Here is a 12,606-nt window from a genome sequence, read left to right as displayed (position 1 = left end):
AAGCCTTATCTTTAGAGAAATTGTCAATAACAAAGAATAGATATTTGATTAACGCAATTCCCTGACAAATAATTGCTTTACGTGCCAAAAATCATCCCAAGGTATAAAGAAATGTTAAATACTTCAAAGCAAAATTTATTATGGGCTTATTTTATATTTTCTGATAAAGTCTGGTTAAAAAACTCATAATATTGTTTTGCAAGATTTGAGCGTTCAAAAATAGTTATATTTTTATTAGATTTATTTTTTTCCGGTGATGAAGCCATGGACGTGACAGTTTTTGCAATTTGCTTATGGTCAGTTGGCTTTATTACAATTCCAGCATTTGTTTCGTTAATAATTGTTGCCGACTCCCCTTTTAAAGGCGTCAATGCAAGTATTGGTTTTTCCAATCGCAGATATTCGTAAACTTTTCCACCTATTGTTTTATCTGAATTTTTATTGGAACTATCTAATATAAAACAAAGTGCATCCATACCAGCCAAAATATTAAGACAGCTATTATGGTCTTGATAGCCCCATTCGATGATATTATTTTCTAAACCATATCGCCTGGCAATTTTTTTTAAATTTATTGCAGAATCGCCAATATGATGAAAACAGATTTTATCACGCAAAGGTTTTTCAACTGCTGCAATTCCTTTTAATAAAAACATAGGTTTATTAATATGTGAATAAAATGTCCCGGAAAAAGCAATGTGAAATTTATTATCTTCAAATTTTTGTGGAATCAATGATTTAAAATCTTCTTCATCATAACCATTAGGAATATATTGCCAGTTATTCGTCTTAAAATCTTCAACACTTTCTTCGTAAAAGCCTAACAAAGATTTGTATGCGCTTATTCCATATTTTATCTGTTTAATGTTTTCAGTTTCAATTTTGGAGTCTTGTTTAAAATGCCAGGATGATGGATAAATTTTATAAGGATTTGTCGTCCATGGATCGCGCATATCCAATACAACCGGAATTGACTGTTCCCGGGTTAATTCTGAAGCAAGCATTACAAGAGAATATGGTGGGGATGAGATAAGAATCAAATCAATTTTTTTTGAATCTATTATCTCAACAATTTTTTTCTTAGCTGATTTTATCCATTTTTTGTGCCTGTCCGGAACAAACAAAAAAGAGCTGATAAAACGAACTAAAAAGGTCGATTTAATCAAAGCTGAAAAACGGGAATTGGCCTTTCCATCAGAATTAGCAATCTTTACAACTTCTACTTCTTCCGGTAAATCCGATTTTAGACTCTCATCCAAAGACAGATTTGTATCATTCCCATTTGAAGTTACTACTGTAAATTTCCAATTCTTCCGCGAAAGATACTTAATCAGTTTTACATTGCGTTGAACACCGCCGCCGCCGGTTGGTGGGAAATAATATGTAACAATCAAACACCTTTTAGCCATGTTTGCTGTTCCAATTCTTTTATAGGCTGATAAATAAGCTGAAAGTCTTCTTCGTTATTTTCAAAGTCGTGGTTCTTTGTTTCAATTGTAACCACGTGAAATCCATCGTCTTTGGCGCGCTCAATCCACTCATCATAGGCTTCGTTAAGCTGTACCAAATATTTTGGATCAATTGTTTTTTCGTACTCACGACCGCGTTTGGCAATTTGTTTTATAAGTCGGTCCACAGATGAACGCAGGTATAAAATAATATCCGGTTTGCGTAAATATTCAACCATTGTCGAAAACAGTTCATGATAGTTTTCATAATCTTTATCCGACATTGAACCCTGTTTATGCAAAGTGTGGGCAAAAATTTCAACATCCTCATAAATTGAGCGGTCTTGAATGCAGGAGTCCGGCCAATCATTTATTTCTCTTTGATTTTTAAAGCGGTTCGACAAAAAGAATACTTGTAGATGGAAGCTCCAGCGATTCATATCCGCATAAAAATCAGAAAGATATGGATTGTCTACAACCTTTTCGTAATAGGCTTTCCATTCCAGACGTTCACTTAGTTTTTTGGTGAGTGTGGTTTTACCGACACCAATATTCCCTGCTATTGCAACAAATAATTTTCTTTTTTGAGGCACAATATATCCTGGTTACATAATAAGGTTTAATCTACAAAGAAGAATTTTTATCGGCAAGGAGAGCAAAAAAAAACCTCTCTAAATATGAGAGGCTTTTTATAATAAACTATTTATCATGTTTATGATACATCGAATCAATCAGGTCTTTAAACTTTTTATGAATCTGATCACGTTTGAGTTTTAACGTTGGTGTAATGCCACCCTCTTCAATTGTAAAGGGTTTATGCAATAATTTAAATTTTTTAATCGTCTCATATTGTGCTAATAACTTGGATTGCAGTTCAATACGCTTCTCATAAAAACTTATAACCGCTGGATGATTGACAAGATCTTCAATAGAATGATATAAAATCTCTTTTTTCTTTGCCCAGGATTCCAGTCCTTCAAAAGAAGGCACAACCAATGCACTGATGAAATTGCGCTTGTCGCCTATGGCAATAATCTGCTCAATAAAAAAATCTTTGCCAACAAGCGTCTCAATTCGTAAAGGAGCAATATTTTTCCCACCCGATGTAATTATAATTTCCTTTATACGACCGGTAATTCTTAAATAGCCTTCATCATCAAATTCACCAACATCGCCGGTTTTAAACCATTCGCCATCCATAACTTCAGCGGTAGCTTTGGGATTATTATAGTAACCTTTCATAACAAGCGGGCCTTTTACCTGCACTTCTCCATTTTCACCAATCCGAACTTCGCATCCCGGAACAGGCTTACCAACGGTTCCAAATTTAAAAGAGAGTGGAGTGTTTGCTGATACCATCGGCGATGTTTCTGTCAGTCCATATCCCTGGCAAATAAGTAAACCGCAATCAAAAAAGAATTGTTCTATTTCTTTTTCCAATGGAGCTCCGCCGGCAGAAAAAAAGTTTTTATCACCACCCACAACTTTACGGATTTTGGAAAGGACCAGTTTATCATAAAGTTTATGCTTTGCTTTTAAACCTGTTGAAACAGTTTCATTCTTGCGGGTTTTTGTATAATAATCATGGCCTACTGCAATGGCATTTTGAAACAACTTCTTTTTTATTGAAGATGCTTCTTCCTGGCTGTTCATAACTGCTGCATAAATTTTTTCATATAGCCGTGGGACGGAAACCAAAGCAGTCGGTTTTATTTCCTGCATTGTCTCAATTACTTTTCTCGGATCTTCAAGATAGGTGTGCGTGGCACCTTTATAATAAACATAATAGGACCACATCCTTTCATACACATGGCTAAGCGGAAGAAAACACAATGAGCTGTCTTTGTTTGAAACATCAAAATCTGCATCAACGGCAGCAAGTTGGTGAAATAAATTTGTATGAGTAAGCATTACCCCTTTGGGATCACCGGTCGTTCCGGAGGTATATATAATTGTCGTGGTATCATCCTTTTGAATTTTGGATAAACGTTCTTTGATTTCTGAATCAAAAGATTCGCAATTATCAATTGTTATAAATTCATCAAAATTTGTTGTAAATGATTTATCAATTTCAATTTTAGGATCATATGTGACAGCCTCTAAACCGGTTCCTTCAGATTTTATTGCTTCAATATTTTTATACTGCACCTCATCGCCAATAAAAATAAATTTTATTCCGGCATCCTTAATGATGAACTCTGCCTGCTCTTTAGTGCTTGTGGCATAAATCGGAACAGAAACAGCACCGGCAAAAATACATGCAAAATCCGAAACTGCCCATTCATATCGATTGGCTGAATAAATTGCAACATTATCGCCTCTTTTAACCCCAGCTTGTATAAGTGCGCATGTTAGCTGATTGATTTTTTTTCCAAATTCAGCATAAGTCAAAGGTTGCCAGGTATCATCTTTTTTAAACCTTAAGGCGGTATTATTGGAATAATCTTCGATCTTTTCCATGATCATTTGACCTATGTTTTCATAGTTCATAAGGTTATCTCCTTAAAATTTGGACTGTATTTTTGAAATCAAATAAGAATTAAAAATATTTGGAATTTTACAAAGTATGGTTTCGTAAGGTGGCGCAATCTACAAAGTAGAATTTATTTCAGCAAGAGGAGTAAAAAAAAAGCCTCTCGAATGAAAGGCTTTAGGGAATGATTTAGTCGGCAATTATTTTACAAGTAACATTTTGCGGGTTTCGATTTGTTTCCCGGTTTTAAGCTGGTAAAAATACAATCCGCTTGCAAGATTTGATCCATCAAAGTTAATAGAATAAATCCCGGCATCCTGAAAGCTGTTTACCAATGTTTCAATTTTCCGGCCAAGCATATCAAAAACAGAAAGCTCTACTTCACCGGCATTTGGTAGCTGGTAACTAATTGAAGTTGTTGGGTTAAAAGGATTTGGATAATTTTGCTCCAGCTTAAAATCCGTTGGGATTACTTTCTGCGGATCCTGCAAAGTAAAATTTCTACCACTTTCCTTAAGCCAAATATCAGAAACCAATACCGGGTTGTTCTCATCGCCTGATACAAGAATTTGAATTTCACCGTCTGCAAAAGTTTCTTTAGGGACACTTAAATAATCTGTCGCGCTACCCATGTTCGGGACAGTTGATTCATAAATATAGATTCCATCAATTTGTATATTTTGATGGCTTTCATTCCCTTCAAGGTTTAAAAATTTTGTGGAAATCTTATATTCTGATGCTGCATCAAGACCGGAAATTTTATACTCCACAATTACATCACCTTCAATATAAAACTGACCGTTTAATTTTTTCGATTGGCCGCGAACAAGTGCAATGTCTTCTGTCCCATCCTCATCACCACAATTGATATGGTAGTAAAGAGGAAGATAAAATGAAGATTCTCTGATTAAAGTTTCTTCTTGATAAGCAGACTTAATTTCAAGCTCAAACTTGTAAAAACCTTGCTTTACCTGGCCGTTACTTTCATTACTCCGTGTCCAGGTTAAAGAGTTTTTACCGGATGCATTCCATACTTTTTCACTTTCAAATATCTTTTTATTATCTGCTGTAAAAACGGAAAAACCTGTTTCTGCAAAATCTGTTATAGTAAACTCTGTTTTAATCAAGTCGTTGTGTTCAGAAATTTCCATGGTTTGATTTTGCAAGGCTAATCCAAGTTTTAACCGCTCTACCCCACTTTCATCATTCCAGGTTTGTAGCGCAAAAAGCTGATCAAACCCTGCCCAATATTTTCCTTCACCGACAATTTCAACCGTACCAAACGGAATCGAAAGATCATTAATACCACTATTTTGAGGCATCTTTTTTGAATCAAGAATTTCAAGGTTGGCAGTCAACTTATACAGCTCGCCATTCACTGCATCCGATAAATAAATTTGTCCAAAATGATCAACTTCAATTTTTGAGAAGGTTTGGTTGGTCAAAGCTTGTACCTGGCTGAGTTCAGTTAGCTCTTCATCACTTTCTTCATACAAAGTAATTTTTTTTGCATAGCTGTCTATGACATATAATTGATTTGTATTTGCGCCATTCCATTTCCCACTGCCAATGGAAACCGGCCATTTAAAACCCCGGTAAATTTTAAGTTTTTCTGCTGAAGCGGCATTTACTTTCCATTTTGTAATCGTATTTTGCGATGCATCCGCTACAAATAAAAAACCATCATTCGGGTCAAAGGGAGTCCCGCCATCATTATATGCCAAAGATGTTGGTTCGTTGATGCCTTCAATCGTGTAGCTTAATTGCAATTCTGCCTCTTTACCACTTCCCGTAACTTTAAAAACTAAAATGCGAGATTTGCCTTTTTCTGCTACAAAAATCTGTCCCTGAGAATTGCTGACAATTTCTCCCGGACCAATAATATCATTATAGCTTTTTAATGCCCCATCCAAAGAACCGTACAACAACCTGTTCCAGCGGGTGTCACTAATTACCTGCAAATATGTGGACTCAACAAAGACAGAATTTTTATCATATTTTGCATAATAATAACTGGCCGTATATTGTGGCAGGCCAAAGAGATCTCGCTTTAAAAATGTCCTTGATGCTTCGCGATTAAATTTTTTGATCCCATTGTTTTTATCAAATGAAATAACCTCAAAAGTCTGGCCAATTTTATCTACAAGCGTGTGTTTTTTCCAAAACTGTTCCGTTGATTTTTCCAGGTTTCTATTTTCATCAACAGGCTTTATATCCAGATTTGTTAATGTTTTTGCAATATTTGCTCCATGCTTATCAGATAAATCCCCTGCAAATAATGGAAATGAAACTATTGACAAAATCAGGATTGACAGTATCAGATTTATGTAAAATTCATTTTTCATAAAAATTCCTCAAATTTATATTCTTTTCATTCGACATCACAAAAATCTGTTAATTTTTAAATGGCAAAATTTATACTTGCCTGAACTATATTTGCTGAAAAATCAAGATCATTTGCATAGCGCAGATACATCACTTCGAAAGAAGATTTCTCCAAAAATTCCCAACCCGGATTTCCTTTAGCCAAGCCGCGAAAAAGCAGCCTAAGGTTCAATCCAAAAGTATTTGATTGAAATTGATTTAACTTATAATCAGATGTTCTAAATTCTACTATGGTATTCGGAACCTGACTGTAACGTTCTTTATAAAACTCCGCACTACTTTGGCTGTAATACCGGTAATTGAAACCTGTTATCAAATCTTCAAAAATGTATTTATTAAAACGGATTTCAGCTGTGTGTGATTTTACTTTCCAATCGTCAAAATAATTGCGATAGCTACCGATAATAGATGCATCGACTGGATTTAAATATTGGCTAAGGCGTGCCGTTACCGCTTGCCTTAAACGGTTATCCGGGTGATTTTCATTTAAAACCAGGAAAGCATTATTCTCGTCAAACACAGTAACCTTACGGTATGGATCGCTCAAAAAACCGTCCATTTTTACATAATCATAACTCAGGTTTAGCACCGTAGATTTTGTTAAAGTTTGAGCAAGATTCAACGCACCTGTTATAACTGTTTTTTCCTGATTTTGAATTTTTCCGCTTTCAAGTAATTCACCAACTTTATCGTCATTATATTGGGCACGCAGTGTAACCGTTGTATTATTTTGAAATAAATCACGGCTCAAGGTAACAATCACCGCATTGGATAAATAATCCAGCTCCTGGCTGCGATAAGCATTTAAGGCCAAAGTAGAAGCCGAACCCAAAGATTGTTCCAATCCTAAAATTACTTGTCCACGGTTTTTCTCAAAGGTTTCATTCTTTTTCCGGGTAGGACGGCTGGCACCAGTAGCACCATCAACCGGTGGCAAAGAAACTTTATCCAGTTCAATATCAAGCAAAACCGCTGTGCCGCTGATTATTTTTTTTGCCAGAGAAAAGGATGTGGTTATAACGCTGTTGTTCCCGCTATCATTAAAATAATAGGTTGTGTAGCTGATCTTGTCATTATTTTGCGCATAAGCTGAGCTTACCAGAAAAACATAAAGAATAACTATGAGCATTTTTTGAATTGATTTCACAAAAGTCCTTTCTAAACCTTTTAAAAATTCGGCGTGGCCGGAATTAGCCAGGGAGCGGAGTAACACCGGCCAGTTAAGTCGCCGAAATTTTAATTATTTTGCGCAGCCGCAACCACCACCGATTCCACCACTTCCACCCATGCTGCCTTCACGGGATGTAAAAAACTTATCATCCAGTTTTTGTTTGGCAAACTGGCTTTGTGGTTCCATAATCGGATCAGCAAGTTTTTCTTTTTCCCATGGCTTAACCGTGACACAGGAAATTGTCACTAAAAGAAAAAATAGCATGCTGTATTTTAGAAATTTCAACATTTTCAAATCCTTCCACTTTCGTCTATGGGCGGTCAATCAAACCACGGATTGCAAACTCCAGTTTTTTCATACTCTCTTCGTTATACCCGGAATGGACATATTGTATTTTTCCATATTGGTCTATTAAATATGCTGTTGGCATTACCGGAACATCATAACTGGAGACCACTGTTTTATCTTCATCATAAAGTGCATTAATTTTGAGATTTAACTTTTTTAAAAATTGTTTAGCGTTTTCCTTGTCATCATCAATATTCAGTGCCAGCACAACCAGGTTTTTATATTTACTGTCCATTTTTGCCAAGTACGGCAAAGACTTTTTGCATGGTGCGCACCATGTTGCCCAAAAATCTACAAGTACAACCTTACCTTTTAAAGATGATAGCTGAACCGTTTCATTTCCCTCTAACTTTTGAAGTGTAAAATCAGGGGCCGGTTTTCCGATAAAATCACTCTCAGAAGCCAAAGCGTTTATAATGAACAAATACAAAATGGCTGAAATTACTTTTAATACAGGTCTCATAAAGCCACCTTATTGTGCGACAGAGTTTGAATATTGAGTGCCCATATCGACCCACTCAATTATTTTTAATAATCCTTTATTGGCCGGATTAAATGGATCAATTAAACCATTTGACTTAGTCCATAATTCAGTATGGTTATAGCTGGAAGGACTAAAATCTTCATTATCGTCGTCATTCAATTGCCGGTTATATAACACCCAAAGCAGTGGCGAGCGACGCGCCCCGTCATCCGTAACATAATCGAGATTATCCCCTGAAGGAGTTTGGTATTGACCGTCCTCGGTTAATATTTCATAAACAGAGGTTGTCTCATTTCCATTGTCGCCCTGTGCTGTTCTATCGTCCGAAGTCATTTCCAGACGCAAACCTCCTGCAGGCGAAGCGTTACTATGACAGGAAATACATTTTGAATCAAAAACGGCCTGAACGGAATTGCTGTTGTTGCTGCTGGTTCGATCATAGAAATCAATCGTATCGTTGTGCGCAGCCTGGTGTGTCATCACATTATCCGGGTTATGAAATCCTGATTTATAAAATCCACCAGTAACCCTGTTCATAATTTCATCACTCGATTGAATAGCCAGATCGTTAATAACTTTATCTCGATTATGTGAATCATGACAACCTGTACAAAGACGCTTTTCTCCCGGCATAACATGAGTCCAGGAACGCTGGCTAACAAGCATCATGGCATTTTCATCCAGCGTTTGCAAATGAAGGGAAATGTTGGCCGGAACTTCAATTGAAAACGAACCATCGTCTCGAATATCGCCGTAACCGACAACCCTTTGTTTTTCAAGATTTGTATTGCCAATATCACCACCACGTTTGTCCCTGTCACGCGGCATGGAAACTGCCGCCAATACGCGAACAAATTTTGCCTGGCCAATACTGCCATCCGAATTAACATGATTTTCATCAGGTTGCATCATCCTGTCATCAGGATCACGGTGATAAACATTGCCATCAAAAAAGATACCTGTTTTCAGATCAGCAGCCATTCCCGCGGCAACATTTTCATCAGTTGGAACAACCTGCGGTAAACCGGCCGGCAAATCCTTTCGCGGTAAAACAGGAACCGCATCAATCTCATTAAAATCAGGATCATTATATACCAAACGGACATTGTTGCCATCTTTGTCCATTACATAAATGCCAAAATCTACCTGCCTGCCCTGATCGCCTTCCACCGGAATGGGCGAAATGGAAACAATAATTTTTTCTTTACGGCTGGAAGAGGCGCTGTGATCAATTATTGGGTGCGGTGAACGATAAATTGCATTGGCATTTTCTGTGTCATTAAAAGGCACGTCTTTTGGTGTAATTATCAAAACCTCATCATCACCTTTTGAAATATCTTTAATGGCAATTGCACCGCCTTCGAAAGGTGAATTACGTTCCAGCAATGTGCAGATTATGCCGCCATCGGCCAATTCGCGTGGGTCAAGGTAAACACGACTGCCACTACCGCTTGGAAAATGGTTTCCATATAATACAAAGGGTCGCGTGCCATCCGGATTAATTGTGAAAATAGAGAATTTATTTGGATCACCAAGATGTTCCCAACGGCTGTAATAAACTTTTCCGCTGGAATGAACCATTGGGTTTGTATCGTGGCTTTGGTTAAATGATATTTGGCGGATATTTGTTAGACGGCCATCCGCTGTGCGGTCTGCAACATGCAAAAGAGGAGATTCACGGCGTTCATATTCATCAACAATTTGCGGGCGGGTTGAGGCAAACAGAATTTGTCCGTTTGGCAGATAAATTGGGTCCATATCGTGGCCTACGGTTTGGTCTGTAAGCTGGAGTAAATCTGAACCATCAATATTCATTTCATACAAATGCCAGTTACTGTCACGGTTGCGGCGCATTGAGAACAATATTTTACGTCCATCATAAGATATTTCAGGATCGGCTGCATGTCCGTATCGATCTGTTCGTGTTTGCCCCTGACGCGTATATTGTTTCGTCAGGTTACGCACATCTCCTTGTGGAGAAATCGGATCAAGAATAAAGATATCGGTTCCGGGATAATATTCATCCACATTGCTGCGCATAGCGTTGCTGCGATTATTTAGGCGGCTGCTTTCTTTTACAAAAACAAGGGCTGCCTGGCCGGATTTTTCCATAATCACATCTGCAGGAGGATTGCCACAAGAATTAAAGATTAGGCTTGCAGAAATAAATAAAATTACTTTGGGTATAAAAGAGCTGAGATATGTTGGTCTAATCACAAATACTCCGTTTTTATTTTACTTTCTCAGTTTTAGTCGATCCACCATTATATTGGCCACAAACCGAAGTCAATGGATCTGGTTTTCCTAATAAAAAAACTCGAGGTTTAAAGTAAAAACAAGGTTATGGGCAAAAAATGACTTTTTGTCGTTAAACCTTTGTTTCAAAATCTGGTCTCTCAAATCATAGCGCAGGCCGATTTTTTTTGATCCAAAAATTGTATCAAAATAAAGACGATTCCCCATTCCGGCTACAAGGGCAAACTTACTTTGCCCACCCTGGTTTATCCCGGCAACACCGGCTGTTAAATATGGGAAGCTTGTCCACATCTTTGGGTCATACCCATACACAAATTGATAAACCAAAAGTCTGTTGCTTTCGAATAAACGTGCATTGGCAACTGTTTTTAAAACATCCGATTCCATGCTGCTTACTCCAAATGATGCTTCTACAAAATGCTTGCCCTGATTTAAATAATGGTTATATCGAAAACCTACATAAGGATTTGTTCCAAACCCGGATGCTGAATAAATACCTGATGAAATTGTAAAACCATTATTATACTTTAACTGTGCCTGGGTTTTATTTGGTGCAATCATAAAAAGTGCCAACGCCAAAATCATAAAAAATTTTGAGTACTTAAAAACCATCCTGTTGCTCCCTGAAAAATTCATCTAATTTTTGCGATAGAAAAGATTTTTAATGCCGCCAAAGAACTTTTCCCAAAAGCTTTTCGGAGAACGCTTAACCGCGGATAGGTTATTCACAACTGTGTAAAACCTAAAATCCTGTTCCTCGTTGCTATTGCCATTATTTTGTTCACTTGCTATTTCCGCTTCCTTGAAAAGAATCATAATCCATACTCCCTATTTAAATACAAAAATTACACCCAAAGTCACTTCCTGAAAAATTAACAACTCTTCATTTTCGTCTCGTTTATTTTTAATATTTGTCAAAAATTGGTTTGCGCCCAGGCGAACGCCAAATGTATCTGTGAAATAAAACCGCACTCCGCCGCCAAAATTCATTCCAATATTTGAAAGCGTTTTATTACCAATTGTTGTCGATGGAACTGTTAGCAATAACCCAACACCAACCCCGCCGTATGGAATCATTTTTCCTTTTGTCGCGAGATTGAATAACAGGTTTACATTTAAGGGATATAAATCTGCTGTTTCGCCAATTACCTGAGCCCCGGAAAATTCAAGGTTAAACGATTTGTAATTCATCGATGCATCCAAACCAAATTGGCCGCTGCCATCCATAAAGCCTGTATGAGGTGAAAGCTCGAACTTCACTTTATCACTTTGTTGGGCATTTACCTGCAAAGAGAAGAAAACTAAAATTATGGTTATCTTAAAAAAGCCTGACATCAATGCCCCCTGCGATTGAAAAAATCTTGTTATAATTTTCAAAATCATAAACTGATACCTGAGGCCGGATAAAAAGGCTTGCCTGCTTGTAAATATTCTTTGAAATATTCATAGCTAAGGAAGAAACAAAATATCTTTTATTCAATGCCTGAATTTCCTTTTTCCCAAACGCACCTAATTGAACTGAGTATGCGTTTCTTTGAAAATTGATAATCCCAAAACTTATTTGTGGATAAACCATTAATGACAACAAATCTCCGGTCAATAAATCTTTATAATTTAGTTTTAGACTTTTTACAGAAGTTGGGATAAGATCGCTGCCAAGTGGTGTGGAAATTTGTTGTTGCAAATTATTTTGATGAATTTCTAATCCTATTGACCTGTTGTGTTTAAGAATATATGAGACTCCAAAATTAAAACCGGCTGATGAACTAAGGTTTAAATCCCTTTCATAAAAACCCGGACCAGCAGAAAAGGACAAACCAATCTGTGCCTTAATGGGTAAAATAAATAGAAGTCCTAACAGAAATATTTTATTAAGATATTTCACAAATTTCCTTGTGCTTGGTAAACAATCCCACAGCACAATATTCAATATCTGTACCAGAATAGAATTTTATTTAAAGACCAACGAATCTTAAATGAGATAAACAGTTTCTTTTTAAAGATTTAAGGTAGGTAAAGTTTTTATTTAGGGGGTTGGCTA

The 12,606-nt window shown here is 36.9% G+C and carries 12 protein-coding genes; all 12 read right to left on the bottom strand.

Annotated elements, in window-relative coordinates:
- Positions 1-146: 146 nt before the first annotated feature.
- Positions 147-1,409 (bottom strand): glycosyltransferase, encoded by a 1,263-nt coding sequence (locus HND50_10235; GenBank protein NOG45602.1) that lies wholly within the window; start codon positions 1,407-1,409, stop codon positions 147-149.
- Positions 1,391-2,041: a deoxynucleoside kinase gene (locus HND50_10230; GenBank protein ID NOG45601.1), complete on the bottom strand. Its 651-nt coding sequence runs from the start codon at positions 2,039-2,041 to the stop codon at positions 1,391-1,393. Before HND50_10230 ends, HND50_10235 begins: the two co-directional genes overlap by 19 nt.
- A gap of 106 nt (positions 2,042-2,147) precedes the next feature.
- Positions 2,148-3,938: a long-chain fatty acid--CoA ligase gene (locus tag HND50_10225; GenBank protein ID NOG45600.1), complete on the bottom strand. Its 1,791-nt coding sequence runs from the start codon at positions 3,936-3,938 to the stop codon at positions 2,148-2,150.
- A 183-nt stretch (positions 3,939-4,121) separates the two neighbouring features.
- Positions 4,122-6,266, bottom strand: a complete 2,145-nt coding sequence (locus HND50_10220; GenBank protein NOG45599.1) for a T9SS type A sorting domain-containing protein — start codon at positions 6,264-6,266, stop codon at positions 4,122-4,124.
- Positions 6,267-6,322: 56 nt separating this feature from the next.
- The gene (locus HND50_10215) at positions 6,323-7,453 is read right to left on the bottom strand and encodes a DUF3570 domain-containing protein (GenBank protein ID NOG45598.1); all 1,131 of its coding nucleotides are present in this window, start codon (positions 7,451-7,453) and stop codon (positions 6,323-6,325) included.
- Positions 7,454-7,546: 93 nt separating this feature from the next.
- Positions 7,547-7,765, bottom strand: coding sequence for a DUF4266 domain-containing protein (locus tag HND50_10210; GenBank protein ID NOG45597.1), 219 nt, complete (start codon positions 7,763-7,765; stop codon positions 7,547-7,549).
- A 22-nt stretch (positions 7,766-7,787) separates the two neighbouring features.
- Positions 7,788-8,288 carry a TlpA family protein disulfide reductase gene (locus HND50_10205; protein ID NOG45596.1) on the bottom strand — a complete coding sequence of 167 codons (501 nt, stop codon included), beginning with the start codon at positions 8,286-8,288 and terminating at the stop codon, positions 7,788-7,790.
- Positions 8,289-8,297: 9 nt separating this feature from the next.
- Positions 8,298-10,526, bottom strand: a complete 2,229-nt coding sequence (locus HND50_10200; GenBank protein NOG45595.1) for a hypothetical protein — start codon at positions 10,524-10,526, stop codon at positions 8,298-8,300.
- An 87-nt stretch (positions 10,527-10,613) separates the two neighbouring features.
- Complete coding sequence (locus HND50_10195) at positions 10,614-11,177, bottom strand: hypothetical protein (protein ID NOG45594.1); 564 nt, start codon at positions 11,175-11,177, stop codon at positions 10,614-10,616.
- Positions 11,178-11,201: 24 nt separating this feature from the next.
- Complete coding sequence (locus HND50_10190; protein NOG45593.1) at positions 11,202-11,381, bottom strand: hypothetical protein; 180 nt, start codon at positions 11,379-11,381, stop codon at positions 11,202-11,204.
- Between the two features lie 12 nt (positions 11,382-11,393).
- Positions 11,394-11,900, bottom strand: a complete 507-nt coding sequence (locus HND50_10185; GenBank protein ID NOG45592.1) for an outer membrane beta-barrel protein — start codon at positions 11,898-11,900, stop codon at positions 11,394-11,396.
- Positions 11,884-12,450: a hypothetical protein gene (locus HND50_10180; GenBank protein NOG45591.1), complete on the bottom strand. Its 567-nt coding sequence runs from the start codon at positions 12,448-12,450 to the stop codon at positions 11,884-11,886. The genes HND50_10185 and HND50_10180 overlap by 17 nt, the downstream gene beginning before the upstream one ends.
- Positions 12,451-12,606 lie beyond the last annotated feature (156 nt).

It is taken from the genome of Calditrichota bacterium (assembly GCA_013112635.1).
Taxonomy (GTDB): Bacteria; Calditrichota; Calditrichia; order Calditrichales; family J004; genus JABFGF01.
This window is presented reverse-complemented; position numbering and strand designations above follow the sequence as displayed.

What these genes read in the sequence shown, in the direction of transcription:
- HND50_10235 (NOG45602.1), bottom strand. Translation starts at nt 1,409, where the DNA reads ATGGCTAAAAGGTGTTTGATTGTTACATATTATTTCCCACCAACCGGC.
- HND50_10225 (NOG45600.1), bottom strand. Translation starts at nt 3,938, where the DNA reads ATGAACTATGAAAACATAGGTCAAATGATCATGGAAAAGATCGAAGAT.
- HND50_10220 (NOG45599.1), bottom strand. Translation starts at nt 6,266, where the DNA reads ATGAAAAATGAATTTTACATAAATCTGATACTGTCAATCCTGATTTTG.
- HND50_10210 (NOG45597.1), bottom strand. Translation starts at nt 7,765, where the DNA reads ATGTTGAAATTTCTAAAATACAGCATGCTATTTTTTCTTTTAGTGACA.
- HND50_10205 (NOG45596.1), bottom strand. Translation starts at nt 8,288, where the DNA reads ATGAGACCTGTATTAAAAGTAATTTCAGCCATTTTGTATTTGTTCATT.
- HND50_10195 (NOG45594.1), bottom strand. Translation starts at nt 11,177, where the DNA reads ATGGTTTTTAAGTACTCAAAATTTTTTATGATTTTGGCGTTGGCACTT.
- HND50_10190 (NOG45593.1), bottom strand. Translation starts at nt 11,381, where the DNA reads ATGATTCTTTTCAAGGAAGCGGAAATAGCAAGTGAACAAAATAATGGC.
- HND50_10185 (NOG45592.1), bottom strand. Translation starts at nt 11,900, where the DNA reads ATGTCAGGCTTTTTTAAGATAACCATAATTTTAGTTTTCTTCTCTTTG.